The sequence below is a fragment of the Micromonospora matsumotoense genome (genome assembly GCF_900091525.1).
GTDB classification, from domain to species: Bacteria; Actinomycetota; Actinomycetes; order Mycobacteriales; family Micromonosporaceae; genus Micromonospora; species Micromonospora matsumotoensis.
Map to the genome: position 1 here is coordinate 445,767 of NZ_FMCU01000002.1, position 19,160 is coordinate 464,926.

Consider the following 19,160-nt stretch of genomic DNA (forward strand, 5'->3'; position numbering starts at 1 on the left):
CGGGGGCGGGAGCATCCTCCCGTCCCCGGCCTTCCGTCGCCGGTCGGGCCCGGTGGGTCAGGTGTTGACCGGCCGGCGGGCGACCAGCAGCACGTGCGTCACCGGCCAGTCCAGCGGTGCGCCGCCCAGCGTGGACAGCGCGGCGGCCGGCGCGAGCCGGTGGTCGACGATCCAGTCGTTGCGGTACGGGCCGCTGGCCGGGTCGACCTCGAAGCCCACGTCGGCCAGCAGGGCCTTCCAGTCGGCCCACTCCAGCCCGCAGAACTCCTCCTGGGTCTCCGACAGCCAGTTGTCGGTGTAGTCCTTGCGGGTGAGGAAGTCCATCGCCGCGCCGAGTGGCAGCTCGACCACCGCGCCGGTGCCGTCGTCGACCGGGCGGTGCGGGAACGGGAAGCGGTAGTCGACGGCGAACTGGTCCAGCCGGGCCCGCGTCGACAGCCCGGCGAGCCGTTCGGCCACCCGCTCGGCCGGCAGCGACGCCAGGTCGGGGTGGGGCTGCGCCGGGTTCGCCCCGTCGGTGGTCGACAGCCGCAGCCGCACCGTCCGGTCCCGGCCGTCCGGGCCGCACACGTCACTGTTGATCCACACTCCGCCGGGCACCGTGTGGTCGTAGATGGCCTGCACGAACCGGCGCAGCGAGGCCATCTGCTCGCCGTACGACCAGATCTCGTGGGTCAGCGCGAAGGTCAGCGTGGTGTCCACCGAGCGGGGCGCGAACACCGCCCCACCGAGCACGTTGCGGCGGTAGAAGAACACGTTCGGGTTGGCGAAGAAGCCCTGGGCCTTCTTGTGCACGCACTCCTCGTACAGGTGCCGCGCCACCTCCACCCCGATCAGGTCGCTCTCCCGCAGGGTCGGCTCCCGGTCGGCCAGTTCCAGCACCGCGCCCGCACCGCAGCCGACATCGACGATCCGGCCGGGCCGCACGTGCTCGCGCACCGCCGCCCACTTGCGCTGCGCCGCGTCGGCGAACGCCTCGGCGTACGTCCGGTAGTCGCGGGTGGCGGTCAGCCCGCCCTCGTCCCCGACCACCGGGTCGTTGACCACCGAGCGGACCAGGTCGTCGAGCCGGTAGCGGGCGTACACGTCGATGGTCGCCGGATGGGCCAGCTCCCGCCACGACGGGTCGTCGGCGGCCAGCCGCAGCAGCACGTCCCACGGCCGGGCCGGCGTCGGGTCGACGTCGGCCTCCACCCCGGCGATCGGGAACCCCAGCGCGGCGTACATCGCGGCGACCTGCGGGGTCGAGCAGGCGACCACGGTGTCCGCCGGGGTCAGCTCCAGGCCGGCGGTCGCCGCCACGTTCTTCAGGGTCACCTCGGCGAACCGGTCGGTGGCGGCGGTGTCGAAGACCGGCACCACCACCGACCGCAGCCCCGCCAGCACGCTGAACCGCTCGATCGCCGCCTCCCGCCGGTGGTAGGGGACGGGGTTGCGGCGGGTGTTCTCGTGGTTGGCCGAGGTGACCGCCCAGACCACGGTGACCGGGTCGTCGCCCGCCGTCGCGGTCGGCACGCCGTCGGCCGCAGCGTGGTCGCCGTCCGGATCGTCGTGGTGACCGGTGGTGGCGAGCCGGTGCAGATAGGCGGCCTGGAACCGGGTCAGCAGGTGATGTCGGCCGGGAAACAGCAGGTAGCGGGGCATGCACCGTTCCTAGCCGACGCCGGTTGCCCGGCGCCGCGCGGGGTGCCCGGGCGGAGGGCTCGGCTGCGCGCGGGTGCCCGGGTCGGGTGGGGGCGGCACCGCGCGGTGCCGCCCCCACCCTGAGGGGCCTTACCCCACCACGGAACGCAGCGGGATCTGCGCGGCCCGCAGGGTCCGCACCAGGTCACCCAGGAACGGGTGCTCGTCGATCTGGAGCCCTGCCGGGTTCGGGATCACCAGGTACGCCGAGCCGTCCGCCACGGAGACCCGGGCGGTGTCGGTGTACCGGTCGACGACCGCCTCGGTGCGGGCCAGGTCGCCGGCGGCCACCTGGATGGTGAACGGCCGCCACTCGCCGCCCAGGTTCTCCGCCACCGGCGCCGCCGCCGCGGCGGCGCGGGCCGGGTCGACCTGGACCGGCGACGCGGTCCGGGCCGCGGTGCCGCTGCTCGGGTAGAGCAGCGCGTTGGCCACCAGGTGCAGACCACTCTCGTTGTACGCCCGGAACAGCGGGTTGAACGCGAACAGCACCGCCCGTCCGGCCCCGGTCGGCTCGTCCACCACCGCGACCGTGCCCTTGAGCGTGTCACCCTGCACGGTGTAGCCGTTGGCCCAGAACGTGTCACCGCTGGGGTAGCGGAGCACGTTGCGGCCGGTGCTGCTCGGGTTGAGGATCGGGTCGTTGTTGTGGAACTCGAAGTCCTCCGCCGGCCGGCCCAGCCCGACCGGGCTGTCCGGGTCCACGTCGACCCGCAGGTGCGACCCGATCACCGTGTAGCCGGTCGGCTTCGGCTTCTCCGTGGTGGAGGTGAGCCCGGCGGCGCGGGCCAGCCGGGTGCCCTCGTTGCGCAGTCCGAGGTAGGTGTGGCCCTGGGCGATCCAGGCGCGCAGGTTGGCCTGCCCGGTCGCGGTGAGCCCGCCGGTCGCGTTGCTGCCGTCCGGCACCAGCAGCACCGTCCGGTTGGTGAAGGCCGGGGTGTTGTCGTTGATGTCGGCCGTGCTGACCGGGGTGAGGTCGAGGCCCCACCGCTTGCCCAGCACGTACCGGGCCTCGCCGTGCGAGCCGGAGGTGGTGGAGATGCCGGTGCCGGCGAACAGGCCGACGTCCGGCCGGCTGATCGGGGTGCCGACGGCCGCCGTGGTGTACGGGGTGAGCGTGACGCCCAGCTTCTTGGCCGTGGTGTTCAGCTCCGGCGTCAGCCCGCCGGCCGGCATGCCCACCTCGCCGCTGTCGAGGTCCCGGACCAGCTGCACACCCTTACCCAGCAGGGTGAAGGTGAACTCGGCCGCGGCGGCGGAGTCCAGCGCGTAGGTGTACGAGCCCTTCCACGGCGGGGCGGCCAGGATCTTGCCGCCACCGGTGTTCTGGATCTTGTCGATCAGCTCCGCGTTGGGCTTCACGTCGGCACCGGTGTAGACCGCGTTCACCCCCATCAACAGCGGGTTGCTCCACGACGACACGTCATAGAAGTACGGGAACGGCGTGTACGGGTCCTCACCCATGACCGCCTGGATCCAGTGCTTCTGCGGCTGGTTCATCGGGATCCAGTACGACCCCACCGGCACGGTCAGGTTGGTCGCCGAGCGGCCACCGAAGAGCTTCGCGGTGGGCAGCTTGACCGCCTTCTTGACCTGGTAGACCTCCACGTCCATCCGGCGCAGCCGCTCGACCAGCTGGCGGGCGTCGGCGAGCTGCCGGTCGGGCAGCAGGAAGTACGACCGGATGGTCTGCTCCGGCACCGGGAACTGCACGGTGTTGGTCGGTTCGACCACCTCGTTGGGCTCCAGCGCGCCGGCCCGGCCCTGGGCGAGCGCGTCCTTCCAGATCTTGAACCAGCCGGCGAGCACCTCGCTCTTGTGCGCCGCCGCCCAGCCGAGGGTCGACCACTGGGTGTGGAACTGCTGCTGCACCCGGTCGGCCACCGCCGACGCGCTGCCCTTCTCGAAGGTCATCCCGGCGGCGCCGAAGCCGGCGGCCGGCACCGTGTCGCCGTACCCCATGAAGAACAGGTCGTAGGTGGAGTAGTTGAAGTAGCACTCGGTGGTCACCGTGGCGCTGCACGCGCCGTGGTAGCCGAAGCCGGCCTTGTTGGCCTCGCCGATCCGGTTGATCCAGTCGACCGCCTCGCCGGCGATCTCGTGGTGGATCGGGTCGGCGTTGGGCGGGAAGAAGTACTGCCGGCCGCCCATCTCGTGCGCGTCGATGAAGACCTGCGGCGGGTACTTCCGCATCAGTTCGAGCTTGCCGTCGGTCTCCTGCTGGGTCCGGGCGAACCAGTCCCGGTTCAGGTCGAAGCCGTACTCGTTCTGCCGGCGGCTGGCGTCGCGGCCGTCCGGGTTCTGCGTCGGCACGATGATGGTGATCAGGTTGTCGTTGCGCTGCTGGACCTCGCAGGACAGCCCGGCGGCCAGCTCGTACAGCGTCTTGAGGGTGGCGTCGGTGCCGCTCTTCTCGCCGCCGTGCACGTTGGCGGTCACCCAGGCGATCGCCGGGGCCGCCTCGGCGATCTCGCCGGCCTGCTGCTGGTCGACCAGTCGGGGGTCGCGCAGCGAGCGGACGTCCTCGGCGATGCCCTTGAGCACGGCCGGCCGGACGTTGCGCTCGTTCGACACCACCGCGTACGGCAGCGGCTGGCCGAGCACGCTGGTGCCCATGACGCCGGTGACGACCCGCTTCGAGGCGGTGTCCACGGCGGCGAGATAGCCCCGGACCTCCTCGTTGGTGACCACCCGTTCCTGGCCGGTGCCGAGCGGGAAGCCGAGGAAGCTCTCCGGGCTGGGCACCGTGGACATCCGGGCGGTCGGGTCGCTGCCACAGGCCGGCGTCAGGGGCGCGGCCCCGGCCGCCGGCCCGGCGGTCAGGGCCGACGTCGCGGCCAACATGACGATGACGGCGGCACCGGCGAACCGTCGTGGGAAAACCAGGGTGGAGCTGCGCTGTGCAGGTCGCATGGGGCTTTCGTTTCCCTTCCCGGGAAAGGAATCAAGGGTGATCGAAGCCTAGGGGACGTCTCGTACCCGGGAACTGGGCGGGCTGCCGCCCGGTGAACCGAAAGATCCATTTCGGTGGAGCCGGGGACCGCCCGGGCGCGAGCAGCATCCGGGCGGCCTGAACCGATGTCCTGGCCTCACCGGACAGGCGCACCGACCGGGGTGGCCGTGGGGACGGTGGTGGGGGTGGTGCCGACGGGAGCGGGTGGACGCCGGGTCGACGTCCACAGTGCCGCCGCGGCGACCGCGACGAGGGTCACGACGCCGGCCTCGCGGCCCAGCGCGGCGACGGCGTCGGGACTGTCGGTGGCGGTGCTGGCGACGGCGACGGTGAGACCCATGTTGAACGCGGTGTGCATGATCACGACGGGGTAGACGCTTCCGCTGACCTCGCGGAGCCAGCCGTACACCTGCCCGGCGCAGGTGAGGACGGCGAGGAAGACCGGGACGATGATCCAGCGGTTGCCCTCGGTGAGGTACCCACCGGTGGCGAAGAAGACCAGGGGCAGGTGCCAGATGCCGTGCAGGAGCCCGGTGAGCAGGTGCGGCACGCGTCGCCCGGTGGACGCCAGCAGCGGACCGAGGTACCCGCGCCAGCCGATCTCCTCGAAGAACACGAAGACGAGCATGACCGGCAGGTCCACGAGCATGGCGACACTGTCGGCACCTGCGGGGAGGTGCCACCCGGTGAGCCCGGTCAGTCGGAGCACCGCCTCCGAGACGAGCAGGACGGACACCGGCGTGACGACGGCGACGGGCCAGCGCCGGGTGCCGAGCCGGCCCAGCCCCAGCGGCGTCCAGCCACTGCGGCGCCAGCCGTCCCGGGTGACCACGAGCTGCATGACGAGAACGGACAGCAACGGCGTGACCATGGCGAAGACCGCGGCGGCTTCGCCGTTGGGCCAGGTGAGGGCGAGCACCACGCACATGGTGAACGCCATGACGTAGAACGTCACCGCTCGGGCGGTGGCTGACAGATTCGTGAACACGTTGCACTCCGGTTGCTCGGGGGCCCTTACCGTCTCCTGCCGCCTGCCCGGTGCACCTCTGCCGGCAGGCCCGACGATCGCCGTGGGCCTCTGTCTGCAGACAGAGGCGGGGTAAGCCGCACAGCGGAGGCCCGTGGCTCCACCGGTCCGTAGCATTCGCCGCATGACCCGACCCGAGATCGGCGCGCTGCCCCTGCCGGTCCGGCGCGCGCCCGACTGGGTCGACGCCGCGCTGGCGGTGCTCGCGGCCGTGCTGGCCGTGGCGGTCCTGGTCAGCGCCGACGTGGCCGCGATCGACCCGGCCCTGCACCGGGCGTCGGTGACCGCAGTCGTGATCACCGCGGTGGGGGCCGCCGGGACCGGCCTGCGGCGGCGTCGCCCGCTGCTGGGGCTCGCCCTGGTGGCGGTGGCCGCCTTCGTCGTCTCGGGCGGCTCGTACTTCACCGGTGTATTGCCGTACCTGACGATGCTGGCCCTGTACTCGGTGGCGGCGCACGGCACCCGTCGCGAGGCCGTCATCGGCCTGGCCCTCGTCGTCGTGGCGTTCATCGCGTTGCGGGGCGCGGGCGTCCCGGACCTCGCCGTGATCGACGTCGCCACGAGCGCGGCCATCTGTGTCGCGGTCGTCGCGGTCGGTGACACCGTACGGCAACGGCGTGCCCATCAACGGGACCTCCTGGCCGCCGCCGGCGTGCGGGCCGACATCGCGTCCCGGCAGGCGGTCGTGGAGGAGCGACTGCGGATCGCGCGGGAACTGCACGACGTGGTCGCGCACAGCATGTCGCTGATCGCGGTGCAGGCGGGCGTGGGCGCACACCTGCTGCGCGGCGATCCGGACGCGGCCGAGCGGGCGCTCGTGGTCATCGCCGAGACGAGCCGCCGCGCGCTGGTGCAGACCCGGTCCGTGGTGGGCCTGCTGCGCGGTGGTGACGACGCGTCGCCGTCGGTGCCGGGTCTGGTGTCGCTGGAGACCCTGGTGCAGGGGGTTCGCGAGGCGGGGCTGAGCGTCGATGTGCGGATCGACGGGACGAGGCGCGACGTGCCCGCCGTGGTCGACCTGGCCGCCTACCGGGTGGTGCAGGAGGCCCTCACCAACGCGGTGAGACACGCGCCGGACCACCCGGTGACGGTGCGGATCACCTACGCGCCGACGGCCCTGCGGGTGGTGGTCGGTGCCGCCGGCACCGGCGAACGGGCCGACGTGCCGCCGACCGCGCCGGGCTACGGGTTGTTGGGCCTGCGCGAGCGGGCCCGGGCCGTCGGGGGCAGCCTGACCGCCGGAGCCACCGCCGACGGTGGGTTCCAGGTCTGCGCGGACCTGCCCACGGGTGAGGACCCGCCATGATCCGGGTCGCGGTCGTCGACGACCAGGAACTGGTACGGAGCGCGTTCGTGCTCCTGTTGCAGTCGCACCCGGGGCTGGCGGTCGTCGGACAGGCCGGTGACGGGCGGGCCGCGGTCGCGCTGGCCCGCTCCGCCCGGCCCGACGTGGTGCTGATGGACGTGCGGATGCCGGGCCTGGACGGGCTGGAGGCGACCCGACGGATCGTCGCGGACGACCGCTGCCGGGGGACCCGGGTGTTGATGCTGACCACCTATGACGACGACGATCTCGTGCACGCGGCGCTACGCGCGGGCGCGAGCGGCTTTCTCCTCAAGGACGTGCGCCCCCAGCACCTGCTCGACGCCATCGAGGTCGTCGCGGGCGGTGAGGCGCTGCTCGCACCCACCGTCACGCGGCGGCTGATCGAGCTGTTCGCCACGCTTCCGGCCCTGCGGCCGGTACACGCGAGCGTCACCGAACGCGAGCGTGACGTCCTGCGGGCCGTGGCTCGTGGGCTCGCCAACCGGGAGATCGCCGAAGCGCTGAACCTGGGCTACGGCACGGTCAAGACGCACGTGAGCTCGCTGCTGCTGAAGTTGGGCTGCCGCGATCGGGCACAACTGGTGATGTACGCCTACGAAACCGGCCAGGCCGTCCCCGGCACACCCACTGCCGAAAAGTAGCGGCGCTGCCCGACCCCGACATCGGCGGGAGCGGTGTGGACCGTCCGCCGCCGACGTCGGGCCGCAATGCGGTCAGCGCACCTGCACGAACACCGGGTTGGAATAGAACCACAGGTCGCTCCACGGGCTCTCCAGCCCGTCGGCGAGCGGCTCGGCCTCGTCGGTGCTCGTGCCGCGTACCCGCAGGTAGCTGTCGGTCTCGACGTTGCGCAGGGTGTGCCGGATGACCTGCTGGGCGCCCTGCTGCTGCCAGTCGCGCGGGCCGAACCGGGCGACCACGGCGGTGCTCGGATTGGTGTCGGCGTCCCGGTCGGCGCTCGGCCCGGTGACCTGGCCGACGATCAGGTCCACCCGCCGGACCTGCGGTCGGTCCCCGTTGCCGTTCGTGCCGGTCGGCGGCCGGAACCGGATCTCGACGTCCACGTCGGTGCGGTTACGGCGGTTGACCGTGACGGTCTCGCCCGACCCGGCCGAGTGCCCCTGGCTGCTGGCCGTCACGTCGAGCCGGGTGATCAGGTCACCGGTGGTCACGAAGATCCGCCCGTGCCGCAGCCCGTCCATGATGTCGCGGTACTCCTGGCGGGCCAGCACGTAGGTCTTGCTGTACTCGCCCGGCCAGAAGTCGGTGCCACCCCGGGTCCAGTGCACGTGCGAGTCGGAGGTCGCGGTGATCCACCACCGACGCCCCTCACCGAGCAGCGCGTCCCACAGCCCGCCGACCCGGGCGGTCGCCTGGTCGAAGCCGCCGTAGGTGGGGTGGTTGCCGTAGCCGCCGCGCGCGCTGCCGTTGAGCGGGCCGGCCTGGTGCCCCGGGGCGCCCTCGAAGCCGACGTACACGTCCGGGGCCGCGTCGTTGCCGTTGCGGAACTCGTGCGGCAGGTCCTGCCCGTAGACGCCGAGCCCGGTCGCCGAACGGGAGGTGTGGTGGGCGATCACCAGCGGCTTGTGCGGCATGGTCCGGGCCACCTTGAGGAACTCCACCATCTTGGCCTCGGTGTCCCGGCCGGGATCGGCCGGGAACGGGTCCCGCTTGGCGAACCGGCTCTCCAGCTCGAAGAGCTGCTTCGCCTCGTCGGCGTGCCGGGGAATCATCAGGGTGTGGTGGTCCATCGCCGGGGCGTCGAACTCCATCCCCCAGAACTGCAACACCTCGGGCACCAGCCGGCGGGACCGCAGCAGGTCGGGGTACGCCTGCTCCAGGTTGACCTTGGAGTGTGTCGGTCCACCGTGGTCGGTGCACATCGCCCAGGTCAGTCCGAAGTTCTTCGCCATGATCGCGTTGGTGACGATCGGGTAGACCGCGTCGGCGCCCTTGCGGAACGTCGGCGGGTTCGTCGTGGTGTCGAAGTCTCCGCTGTACTCGGAGTGGATGTGGTGGTCCCCGGCCCGCCAGATCCGGTTGTCGGGCCGGCCCGCGCCGGCCTGCGCCTGATCCTGCCGGTCCGGGTCGGCGTGGGCCGCCTCGACGCCCACGAACGGGCCGGCGGCGGCGAGCGTCGCGCCGACGCCCGCGTACTTCACCAGTTGGCGACGCGACAGCTGCCCGCCTGTGGCGTCCTCGGATTCCCTGTGCTGCGCTGCGGAGCCTTCCGCTCGATCCGGTGTTGACCGTGTCGATCACGAAGCCTGGGAGAGGGCGGTGAACAGCCGTTGCACGGCGGTCGGGGGCGGCGTGAACGCCGCCCGACCAGCCGAGGGCCGCCGGCCGGTCCGCGCCCGAAGGTGGGCGTCCCGTCGCGTTGCGCGATGGGGGCATCCGATCATCGTCCGGCATGTGGCGACGTACCGACGGATCGGCAGCGACCGCGAGGGTCTCGGGTGGGCGTCGGCCGGCCCGTGGGTGCCGGGGCCGTCGCCTGCCGACCGCCGTGCGCGCCGGTTGCTTCCTGCCGAGCGGCGGCGACCGGGACACGCCGCCGGATGCGCAAATTGATCGAAGTGTCTCAATGGAGTAGTCAATCCGACAGTCGGCTACGAAGTTTGCTAGATAGGGTCTGAGCAGGGAAAACGCCTTCAGGCTTCTCCCTTCGGGGTGGTCCGGGCCGCCGCCCTGCCGAGCAACTCGCTCGCCTCCTACCCGAAAGGTTCTCCCATGCGCCATCTCCTCCATCGAGGGCTGCTGACCGGAGTGGCCGTCGTCGTCGCACTGTCGGCCACCCCGGTCTCCGCCGCCGCGTCGTCGGGCCCGTCGTCGGGCGCTGCGTCCGCCAGCCGTCCGTCGCTGGCCGCCGGCACCTGCTCGATCCTGTGGGACCTGCTCAACCTGGGTGGCCGCAACGGCCTCGTCGCGGTCGGCCTGACCGAGGATCAGCAACTCATCAAGTTCGCGGCCAACCGGCCGAACCTGACCTGCACCATCGGCACGGTCGATCTACCCGGCGCCGAGACTCTGGTCGGCATCGACTACCGGGTCCAGGACGGCAGGCTCTACGGCGTCGGCGACGCCGGGGGCGTCTACACCCTGTCCACCCGCGACGCCACCGCGACGCAGGTCAGCCAGTTGACCGTCGCCCTCAGCGGAACGTACTTCGGCGTCGACTTCAACCCGGCCGCCGACCGGCTACGGATCATCAGCGACACGGGCCAGAACCTGCGGCACAACGTCAACTTCGGCGGGACCACCCTCGTCGACGGAACGCTCACCTTCCCACCCGCGGTCGGCACCGCCCTCGGGGTGACCGGTGCGGCCTACACCAACAACGACCTCAATGCGAACACCGCCACCACCCTGTTCGACATCGACACCACCGGTGACCAGGTCGCCGTCCAGTCCCCGGCCAACTCCGGCCAGCTCGCCGCGACCGGCAAGCTCGGAGTCGACGCCGATCAGCGGGCCGGCTTCGACATCTACAGCACGATTCGCAGCGGCCGGGCCGTCGGCAACACCGGCTACGCCGTGCTCAACGGCACCGGCCCCAGCCGGCTGTACGCGGTCGACCCGCTCACCGGCGAGGCCAGCACCACGGGCGCGTTCGCCCAGGTGGTCGTCGACCTCGCCCTGCAACTCAAGCAGCCGTAACCACCGGCCCCGGCGGGCACCCGGACGGCGACGGCGGTGGACCTCCGGCGTCGCCGTCCGCCCGGATCGGCCATGCGCTGCCGTGTCCCGTCCCGCACCCGGCAGCGCATGGCAGGCCGTCACCACCGGACCAGCATCACCCCGCCGGCACGGTCGCCCACGGCGACCCCGATCACCCGCCGCCGAGCAGTGCCGCGACCGCCTCGACGGTGTCCGGATGCGCGGCCACCAGCGCCGACTCCGACGGCCCCGCCGGCGTCGCCTGCGGTGTCGACCACCCGCCGTCGCAGCCGAGCAACGCGGCAACCGCCTCGACCGCCGCCGGATGCGCGGCGAGCAGGGTGTGCACCTGCCCCACCGGCCCGACCCGTACCGCCGACGGGGTGGGCGTCGGGGCCGGGGCCAGCCACGGCGGCACCCAGGCGTCCAGCTCCGGCAGCGTCCCCGGGAAGGTGCGCGCGGCCTCCCGCACCAGCAACGGCACCAGCTCCGGGCCGTGCTCCCGCAGGGTGGTGATCAGAGTGGGCAGCCAGGGCAGCAGGACCGGGTCGGGCAACCGGGCGAAGGCGGTGGACATCGTCTCCACCACGAACGGCGCGAGCCCCGGCACCGGTTCCAGCGCATGCACGAAACCGGAGAGATACCTCGGGAAGGCCGGCACCACCAGCGGGTTGGCCAGCAGTTCGGCGCAGCGCTCCCGCAACTCGGCCAGCGGCAGCAGGCCGAGCTGGTGCCGGGCCGCCCAGAGCAGGGCGACCTTCGCCGGGCTCTCCGGGTGCGACTGGGCCACCGCGAGTTCGAGCTGGGACCGGTCGCAGCCCAGCGAGAGCGCCAGGCTCTCCATGCTGAACAGGAAGCCCAGCATCGCCCCGACCTGCCGGACCCCGGTCTCCTCCTCGACGAACGCGGTCGGCAGCAGGGTGCAGTAGTGCGCGTAACCGGTCGTCACGAACGCCTCGCACCAGGCCGGCAGGGCCGGGGCGGTGGCCCGGTGGTGGGCCAGCAACCGGCGGATCCGCCGCAGCACCTCCGGGGCGTCGTCCACGGTGCGTTCGGTGGCCAGCAGCTCCACCGCCCGGGCGCCCAGCTCGTCGACCAACCGGGGGCTGTTCAGCAACCGGATGGCGTCCTCCACGGCGGCGAGGGCACCGGCGGCGGTCGCGTCGGTGCCCCGGACCGCCCGGCGCAGCCGCTGCTCCAGCACCTGCTCGACGGTCACCCCCTCGTAGCCCAGCTCGATCAGCGCCCGCTGGTGGCGGCCCAGCGCCAGGTCCCAGCTCTCCTGGATCGACCGGTGTCCCAACCGGCGCTCACCCATGATCGGGCGGACCGCGTCGGCGGGCAGCAGGTGCCGCAGCATCCACAGCAGATCCGAGCAGCCGGTCAGGGCGGGGGTCGCGTGCAGGTCCAGCAGGGCCCGTCCGATGGTGCGCTTCTCCAGGTCCAGGCCGAGCGGCTGGAGCCGGTCGAGCACGTCGCGGGCCAGCGGCGGCAGGGCGTCGTAGCCCACCTGCCCGATCCGGTCACCGCCGAGCAGGATCTCGCAGAGCCGTCGGACGTCCCGCCGACCCGGTACGACGTCCTTCTCGATGCAGGTCACCGCCGCGTCGGCGAAGTCGTACGGGGTCGGGCGGGCCCGGTTACGCAACCCGGCCAGCAGGATCGAGGTCTCGAACACCGCGATCGCGTCGGCGGTGCTGGCCAGGTATCCGTTGCGGCGGGCCAACCGGACGATGTCCACGCACCAGCCGCGCAGCTCCGCCTCGTCCAGCCCGTCCAGGGGTGGCGGTGCGGCGAGGAATCCGCTGAGCCGATCGGCCATCGGCCCGGTCGGTGCGGCCACCGCAGCGACCTTGCGCCGGCCCCGACCCTTTCCGCCCCGTTGGCCGTCCAGCCGGAACGGCGTCAGGCCCGACCCGCTCACCGCCTTGGTCCAGGTGGCGGCGGCGATCGACACCGAGCCCGGCGCCAGCCCGAACTGCGCCTCGATGGCCGAGTGGCTCGACGGGATCAGCCCGTACCGCCAGCGGGTGCCGGTCCGGGGGGTGATCGCGAAATCCGGGGCGGGGGAGTCCAGGCCGAACTGCGCGACCCGACTGGCGGCGTGGAACGCGCCGCACACGTAGAGGCAGTCCGCCGGGTCGGCCCCGGACGCGGCGAGGTGCTCGCGCATCCGGGTCCACATGTAGCGCTCCCGGTCCTCGTCGCGCTCGGTGCGGTCCGATCCGGCCGGCCGCAACCGGCGGAACAGGCTGCCGATCAGCACCATCACCTGTCGGTAGGTGTCGTGGTCGGCGCCGGCGAGGGGACGCTCGACGTACTGGTCCCACCACTCCGACCAGTGCCGCACCTTGCCGTGGTGCAGCAGGTACGCCTCCAGCTCGGCGAACCGGGGCCGCAGGTCGCCGATCTCCACGCCGACCGCGTCGCCGTGCAGCGCCGCCTGCTCACCCGCGCCGCCGGTCGACGCGGTGACCGCCGCCGGCCCGGTGCCGTCCGTGGGCCCGGCATCGTCCGTCGGCCCGGTGGCTCCCGCCGGCCCGGCGTCGTCGCGCGGCGACCACTGGAAGACGTGGTCGGTAGAACGGTCCACCAGCACCAGCTCCACACCCGGCGTCTCCAACGCGTATGCGATCGCCTGGTATTCGGCGGACGCCTCGGTGACCGGGGCGACGACGCTGAGCGGACCCCATTCGGCGGGGAAGCCGTCCAGCTCGGAGGCGAACGCCTGCACCGCCACCGGCAGCCGGCAGTTGCGCAGCTCGCCCAGGAGCGGCTGGAGGTCCTCGCACAGCTCCAGATAGATCACCTTGGGTTGCTTGTGCCGCAGCCGGCGTACCATCGCCAGCGCCGAGGCCGGCGAGTGGTGACAGACCGGGAAGATCTCCAACCGCTCGCCCAGCGCCCGGTCGACGTCGTCGACGATGCCGGCGAGGATGCCGGCCAGCGCGTCGGCGGAACCGGCGAAGGTGGCCGCCGCGTCGGTGAGCTGCTCCCGCAGCGCGCCGAACGGCCCGGCCGCCACCCCGGCCCCGGCGGTGCCGCTGCCGTCCCCGGTGGTGCGGTGGGGATCGTCGGGGGCGGTGGCGGTGGTCATGACAGCGAGGCGATCGCCTGGCGACCGCCGTCGAGGAAGCCCGCCCAGCCCTCACCGTTCTGCTTGGCCCGGGGCTCCACCACCCCGTGCAGGTACTTGTTGAGGATCGCCAGGTCCTCCGGGTTGCGTCGGGCCAGCGACCCCATCAGCGACCCGGCCAGCGTCTCCACCCGCAGGGTACGGTCGCCGAAGAACTGACTGTGCAGGATGGCGTCCTCCAGCACGCCGATCTGTTCGGCGGTGGACAGTGCCGACTCCAGCTTCTCGTCGTCGCTGGTCGCCGACGCGGCAGCGGCCCGCAGGTCGGCGAAGCTCTGCAACAGGATGTCCAGCAGGGTGGGCGGCACGTCCAGCTCGATGCGGTGCCGGCGCAACAGCTCCTCGGTGCGGAACCGGACGATCTCCGCCTCGCTGCGCTTGTTGGTGACCACCGGGATCCGGACGAAGTTGAACCGGCGCTTCAACGCCGACGACAGGTCGTTCACGCCCCGGTCCCGGCTGTTCGCGGTGGCGATGATGGAGAAGCCGGGTTGGGCGAAGACGATGTTGTCGTCGTTCAGCTCGGGGATGGAGACGTACTTCTCCGACAGGATGGAGATCAGCGCGTCCTGGACGTCGCTGGTGGAGCGGGTCAGCTCCTCGAACCGGCCCACCACGCCCTGCTCCATCGCCGTCATGATCGGCGACGGGATCATCGACTCGCGGGACTGCCCCTTGGCGATCACCATCGAGACGTTCCAGGAGTATTTGATGTGGTCCTCGGTGGTACCGGCGGTGCCCTGCACCACCAGGGTGGAGTTGCGGCAGATCGCGGCGGACAGCAGCTCGGCCAGCCAGCTCTTGCCGGTGCCGGGGTCGCCGATGAGCAGCAGGCCCCGGTCCGACGCCAGGGTCACGATGCTGCGTTCGACGAAGCTGCGGTCGCCGAACCACTTCTGCGGGATCTCCCGCTCCAGACCGTCGGCCCGTTCCGAGCCGAGGACGAACAGCCGGACCATGCGCGGGCTCAGCCGCCACGAGAACGGCTTCGGGCCGGTGTCGACCGACTCCAGGTAGTCGAGTTCGTCGGCGTACTTGACCTCGGCGGGGGCACGCAACATCTCGGACATGAGGGGTGTCTCTCCTAGGTGAGGAAGCTCTTGAGCTCGAAGACGAGTTTGCGGATGTGACCGGAGAGGACCGGGGTGCCCAGGTCCTTGAGGCGCTGCCGGAACCAGGGGTTGACGCTTTGCTGGCCGGAGCTGCTGACCGAGCCGACCGGGATGAACCGCACCCCGGAGCGGTGCACCGCCTCGATGCCGTCGAACAACGGTTGAGAGCGGTTGAACTCGTAGAAGTCCGAGATCCACACCAGCACCGTGTTGCGCGGCTCGACGATCTTGGGGCGGGCCATCGCCATCGCCACCGGCCCGTCGTTGCCGCCGCCGAGCTTGGTGCGCAGCAGCACCTCGAACGGGTCGTGCACCCACGGGGTCAGGTCCAACGCCCGGGTGTCGTACGCGATCAGGTGCACGTCCACCTTGGGCAGCCCGGCGAAGATCGAGGCCAGGATGGTGCAGTTGACCATCGAGTCGACCATCGACCCGGACTGGTCCACCACCACGATCAACCGGGACGGAGTGGTCTTGCGGGCGGTCTGCCGGTAATAGAGCCGGTCGACGTAGAGGCGCTCGTCCTCCGGGCTCCAGTTGGTGAGGTTCTGCCAGATGGTGCGGTCCAGATCGAGGTTGCGGTAGACCCGCTTCGGCGGCACCGACCGGTCGATCGCGCCGACGGTGGTCTGCTCGACCTGGGTCCGCAGCACCTCGGCGACCTCGTCGACGTACCGCCGGATCAGCGACTTCGCGTTGGCCAGCGCCACCCCGGACAGGTTCGCCTTGTCCCGCAGCAGCTGCTCGATCAGCGACATGCTGGGGGTGAGCTGGCTGGCCAGCTTCGGATCGGCCAGCACCTCGCGCAGGTGCATCCGGCGCACCAGGTCGGCCTCCAGGTTGCCGAGGGTGCCGCCCAGCCCGGTGCCGCCCTGCCGGCGCAGCTCACCCGGCGGGCAGCCGAGCGCCTGCTCGAACCAGCCCGCGTCGGACTGCCAGCGGGCCAACTGACCGGCGCTGACCGGCCCCGACCCGGTGCCGAAGACGTTGAGCAGCAGCTTCGACACCAGCGCGGCTCGGCGGACCTCGGCCTCGCCCGGCCGGTGCCTGCCGAGGTCGCCGGAAGCCGGACCGCCGGCGGTGTCGGCCCCGCCCGACGCGGTCGCACCGTCACCGCTGGTCCCGTCCTCGTCGCCGGGGGCGGCGGGACCGCCGGCGGTGTCGGGGACGCCGCTGGTGCTGTCGGGGTCGGCGGCGGTCGTGGGGTCGGCGGGGGCGGCGAGCAGGCCGCGCAGTTCGTCGGCGAGCACGGGGAAGCGCTGCACGACAGTGTCCACCGAGACGGTCGGGTCCAGCAGGGCTGCGGGCAGGCCGAGGTCGTCGACCACGGCCACGCTCGCCGACTCCAGGGTGGGCTGCTCGTCGGGGTCGAACAGTCGGCCCAGCAACCGCCAGTAGAGCACCTGCCGGCGGTTCTCGGCGGCCAGGTCGCCCGGGGTCACGGCGTCGTCGCCCGGTGGCACGGCGTCGCCCGGCGGCGTGGTGTCGCTCATTGCGGTGGGTTCGGTCATCGGCGCAGCAACCGTCCCGCGCGTTCGCGCAGCACGGCCACGGCGTCGCCCGACCTGGCCTCGGCCTTCGCCACCTTCGGGTCGGTCACCCCGTCGGCCCAGTCGCCGTTGTGCGCCTCGACCGGCCGGCGTTTGACGGTGGCCTGCACCGCCAGCGGCTGCACCAGCCACCGGCCGTCGTCCCAACGCACCAGGCCCAGGCAGGACGACGAGGCGGCGACCAGCGCGGGAGTGAGCGGCCCACTGGCCGGCAACCGGTCGAGGGCGACCGCGAGGCGGTGCCCGTCGAGGTCGACGGCCAGCCCGCCGTCGTGCACGACGTAGCCCTCCAGCAGCACCGGCTCGGCGATCGCCACCGGGTGTCGGTCCAGCGGCGGGATGGCCGTCGCCGCCGCCGTGCCGAGCAGCACCCGGGCGGTGGCGAACGGGTCGGCGGGCTCGCCCGCCTGCGCCTGCCCGTCGACCCAGTGCAGGTCGCCACCCTGCGCCGGCAGGTCGATGACGGCCAGCGCCCGTCGCTGCGCGATCGCGGTGAGCAGCACGGGGTACGCCGACAACAGCCGCCACACCGCGGGCCCACCGATCGTGGCGACCTTGGCCGCGCCCACCGTCACCCGGACCAACCGGGGCGCGGTGGCGTCGGCCGGTTCGAGGATCGCGTGCAGTTGCACCTGGACGGCGGTCTCGTGCTCGTGGACGTCGACCCCGAGCGGCAGCAGTCGACCGGTGACCCGTTCGGTGGCGGTCACCGTGGCCGGGGCGGGCCCGTCCTGGGCGAGCAGCACACCCCGGGCCCACAGGTCCGCCCAGCGGCGTACCGGCACCTGCGGCATGGTCGCCACCGGCAGCCCGGCCCGCAGTTCGGCGGCGAGCCCGTCGAGCAGCACCGCCAGCCGGCGCGACTCCGGCTCGGCCAGCGCCGCCTCGACCGGCGTCCCGACGGCGGAGAGCAGCTCGTGGTCGACGCCGCGCCAACCGGCGAGGGCGGTCTCGTGCAGCCAGGACCGGGCGGCGGCGCGGGCGGGGGAGGGGTCACCCGCTTCGCCGGTCGGCGCCCACGGGGTCCGGTGCCGCCCGAGGGCGGTGTCGAGCTGGTCGAGCAGGGCGTCGTGGGTCGCGCCGAGCAGCGCCGTCCGGGCGCCGGCCAGCGCGGCCAGATGTTCCTGCCCGACCGAGCCGGCGGTCACCTTGCCCACCGCCTCGGCCCCCCGTTCGCCCAGCGGGGTGCCCGCCACCGCGCCGGCCAGGGCCGTCAACGCGGTGGCGTCCTGTTCGCCGACCCGGGCGAAGCCCCGCAGCAGGGCGTCGTCGAAGCCGGCGACCACGTCGTCGGCGTCGGTCAGCCCGGTGGGGGTGCTGTCGCGCAGCTGCGCCAGCTGCGTGCCGAGCATCAGCGACCTGCCCCGGTGGAGGGGAACCAGTGCAGCTCGGGCAGCACGGTGGTGCTGGCCGGGAACTCCAGGTAGGCCAGATGGCGCAGGAACCGGCTGAACACCACCGCGGCCGAGGTCGGCTCGTGCCGGGCGTCGAGCCGGGACAGCAGCTCGACGCCGGTCTGCGTGCCGTCACCGGCGTCGACCCGCAGGTAGCGGGCGACCCGGTCGACGCCGTACTGGAGCACGGCCTCGTCGGCGAGGGACTCCAGGTGCTTGCAGGGCGCGCCGCGCAGCCCGCCGCAGGGCCGGTTGTTGTTGGTGCTGCAATGGTAGGCGTGGCTGCCGGCGGTCACCGACGAGACGTACACCCGCTCGATGTCGGACCCGCTGGACACCACCCCCTGCAACCGCCCGTCGGCCAGCTCGACGAAGGGCACCTTGGCCAGCTTGCGGGGCCGGGCCGGCGGCACCACCGCCAGCACGCTCCGCCGCCGCGCGGCCCCGTCAGCGTCCGTCACCGCACGTCCTCCCACCCGCCGTAACACCGGCGTCGACCATGGTTGATGGCGCGCGCCGGCCGAGGCCGGCGTCGCCGTGACCACAAGATCATGGCCCCCGGGTACGACAGTTCCCGGGGTGGCGACCATCCGGTGCGCGGGCCGTCCGGTGCTCCCGATGATCGTTGGCGGACGTCCCGGGAGGGCGGCCGGCACCCGGTTGGCCGGTGGCGCGGACGGCGTGGACCGCACCGCGCACCCCCACCGCCACCCCACCCATCTGGAATGCCGCTCCCATGACCGCCTTCCCCCGACCTTCGCCGATCAGGTGGTCGCCCAGCCGGTCCGTGCCCAGTTCGAGGCGTTCCTCGACGAGCACCGCAGCGCGCTACGCAGCTGTCTGGACGGGTGGACCGAGAAACAGGCACGCCGATCGTTGGTGGCCTCCCAGACCACGCTGCTGGGCCTGGTGAAGCATGCGACCTTCGTGGGGAAGGTCTGGTTCGACGAGGCCGTCACGGGGCGGTCGCGCGCCGAGATCGGCATCCCCGCCACGTCGGACCAGTCGTTCGTCCTCGCCGACGACGACACGGTCGCCGCCGTGCAGCAGGCCCATCGGGAGGCCTGCGCCGCGTCGCGGCGGGCGACGGCCGCCCTGGGTCTGGACGACGTCCTGTCCGGGCACCGGCGGGGCCCGTGCCCGTTGCGGTGGGTGTACCTCCACGTGCTGCGGGAGTTGGCCCAGCACTGCGGGCACGCGGACATCCTGCGGGAGCAGTTCGTCGATGCTCAGCCCACGGGGTCGGTCCGCCCGGCCGCCGTCGGGGCGCCTGCGCCGACCGGGGCGGGGTGCGACACCACCTGACCGTGGGGCCGTG

13 protein-coding genes are annotated in these 19,160 nt (G+C 72.7%); 4 read left to right on the plus strand and 9 right to left on the minus strand.

The annotated features are described in order from the left end of the window. Positions 1–57: 57 nt before the first annotated feature. The 3 genes from GA0070216_RS05675 to GA0070216_RS34385 all read right to left on the minus strand — a co-directional run bounded on the left by GA0070216_RS05675 (position 58) and on the right by GA0070216_RS34385 (position 5,591). Positions 58–1,644, minus strand: a complete 1,587-nt coding sequence (locus GA0070216_RS05675; RefSeq protein WP_091239996.1) for a class I SAM-dependent methyltransferase — start codon at positions 1,642–1,644, stop codon at positions 58–60. A gap of 129 nt (positions 1,645–1,773) precedes the next feature. Next, the gene (locus GA0070216_RS05680) at positions 1,774–4,596 is read right to left on the minus strand and encodes a M14 family zinc carboxypeptidase (RefSeq protein ID WP_091240000.1); all 2,823 of its coding nucleotides are present in this window, start codon (positions 4,594–4,596) and stop codon (positions 1,774–1,776) included. A 176-nt stretch (positions 4,597–4,772) separates the two neighbouring features. Continuing rightward, entirely contained in the window at positions 4,773–5,591 is an 819-nt protein-coding gene (locus tag GA0070216_RS34385; RefSeq protein WP_176738844.1) for a CPBP family intramembrane glutamic endopeptidase, read from the minus strand. Between the two features lie 196 nt (positions 5,592–5,787). On the opposite strand from GA0070216_RS34385, the gene GA0070216_RS05690 reads away from it, so the two are divergent. Next, on the plus strand, positions 5,788–6,969 hold the full coding sequence (locus GA0070216_RS05690) for a sensor histidine kinase (protein ID WP_091240003.1): 1,182 nt from the start codon (positions 5,788–5,790) through the stop codon (positions 6,967–6,969). Further along, complete coding sequence (locus GA0070216_RS05695) at positions 6,966–7,631, plus strand: response regulator (RefSeq protein WP_091240007.1); 666 nt, start codon at positions 6,966–6,968, stop codon at positions 7,629–7,631. The genes GA0070216_RS05690 and GA0070216_RS05695 overlap by 4 nt, the downstream gene beginning before the upstream one ends. A gap of 72 nt (positions 7,632–7,703) precedes the next feature. Here the strand turns inward: GA0070216_RS05695 and GA0070216_RS05700 are convergent, their stop codons facing one another. Beyond that, positions 7,704–9,152, minus strand: a complete 1,449-nt coding sequence (locus tag GA0070216_RS05700) for a CehA/McbA family metallohydrolase domain-containing protein (protein ID WP_245722319.1) — start codon at positions 9,150–9,152, stop codon at positions 7,704–7,706. Positions 9,153–9,723: 571 nt separating this feature from the next. On the opposite strand from GA0070216_RS05700, the gene GA0070216_RS05705 reads away from it, so the two are divergent. Continuing rightward, positions 9,724–10,650 carry a DUF4394 domain-containing protein gene (locus tag GA0070216_RS05705; protein ID WP_091240014.1) on the plus strand — a complete coding sequence of 309 codons (927 nt, stop codon included), beginning with the start codon at positions 9,724–9,726 and terminating at the stop codon, positions 10,648–10,650. A 172-nt stretch (positions 10,651–10,822) separates the two neighbouring features. Here GA0070216_RS05705 and GA0070216_RS05710 read toward each other — a convergent pair whose 3' ends face one another. The 5 genes from GA0070216_RS05710 to GA0070216_RS05730 form a co-directional block, all read right to left on the minus strand. Then, positions 10,823–13,747: a DUF5682 family protein gene (locus GA0070216_RS05710; RefSeq protein WP_245722320.1), complete on the minus strand. Its 2,925-nt coding sequence runs from the start codon at positions 13,745–13,747 to the stop codon at positions 10,823–10,825. Continuing rightward, positions 13,744–14,856 carry an ATP-binding protein gene (locus GA0070216_RS05715; RefSeq protein WP_091240017.1) on the minus strand — a complete coding sequence of 371 codons (1,113 nt, stop codon included), beginning with the start codon at positions 14,854–14,856 and terminating at the stop codon, positions 13,744–13,746. The genes GA0070216_RS05710 and GA0070216_RS05715 overlap by 4 nt, the downstream gene beginning before the upstream one ends. Positions 14,857–14,870: 14 nt before the next feature. Continuing rightward, the gene (locus GA0070216_RS05720) at positions 14,871–16,286 is read right to left on the minus strand and encodes a VWA domain-containing protein (protein ID WP_425413138.1); all 1,416 of its coding nucleotides are present in this window, start codon (positions 16,284–16,286) and stop codon (positions 14,871–14,873) included. 119 nt (positions 16,287–16,405) lie between these two features. Then, entirely contained in the window at positions 16,406–17,800 is a 1,395-nt protein-coding gene (locus GA0070216_RS05725) for a hypothetical protein (protein WP_091240022.1), read from the minus strand. Next, positions 17,800–18,267, minus strand: coding sequence for a hypothetical protein (locus tag GA0070216_RS05730; RefSeq protein WP_091240940.1), 468 nt, complete (start codon positions 18,265–18,267; stop codon positions 17,800–17,802). Before GA0070216_RS05730 ends, GA0070216_RS05725 begins: the two co-directional genes overlap by 1 nt. A gap of 193 nt (positions 18,268–18,460) precedes the next feature. On the opposite strand from GA0070216_RS05730, the gene GA0070216_RS05735 reads away from it, so the two are divergent. Beyond that, entirely contained in the window at positions 18,461–19,147 is a 687-nt protein-coding gene (locus GA0070216_RS05735) for a DinB family protein (RefSeq protein WP_091240943.1), read from the plus strand. The last annotated feature ends 13 nt before the right edge of the window (positions 19,148–19,160 follow it).

Excerpts from the sequence above, each read along its gene's own strand:
- GA0070216_RS05675 (WP_091239996.1), bottom strand. The coding sequence starts at position 1,644 with ATGCCCCGCTACCTGCTGTTTCCCGGCCGACATCACCTGCTGACCCGG.
- GA0070216_RS05680 (WP_091240000.1), bottom strand. The coding sequence starts at position 4,596 with ATGCGACCTGCACAGCGCAGCTCCACCCTGGTTTTCCCACGACGGTTC.
- GA0070216_RS05690 (WP_091240003.1), top strand. The coding sequence starts at position 5,788 with ATGACCCGACCCGAGATCGGCGCGCTGCCCCTGCCGGTCCGGCGCGCG.
- GA0070216_RS05695 (WP_091240007.1), top strand. The coding sequence starts at position 6,966 with ATGATCCGGGTCGCGGTCGTCGACGACCAGGAACTGGTACGGAGCGCG.
- GA0070216_RS05705 (WP_091240014.1), top strand. The coding sequence starts at position 9,724 with ATGCGCCATCTCCTCCATCGAGGGCTGCTGACCGGAGTGGCCGTCGTC.
- GA0070216_RS05710 (WP_245722320.1), bottom strand. The coding sequence starts at position 13,747 with ATGACCACCGCCACCGCCCCCGACGATCCCCACCGCACCACCGGGGAC.
- GA0070216_RS05715 (WP_091240017.1), bottom strand. The coding sequence starts at position 14,856 with ATGTCCGAGATGTTGCGTGCCCCCGCCGAGGTCAAGTACGCCGACGAA.
- GA0070216_RS05725 (WP_091240022.1), bottom strand. The coding sequence starts at position 17,800 with ATGCTCGGCACGCAGCTGGCGCAGCTGCGCGACAGCACCCCCACCGGG.
- GA0070216_RS05735 (WP_091240943.1), top strand. The coding sequence starts at position 18,461 with ATGATCGTTGGCGGACGTCCCGGGAGGGCGGCCGGCACCCGGTTGGCC.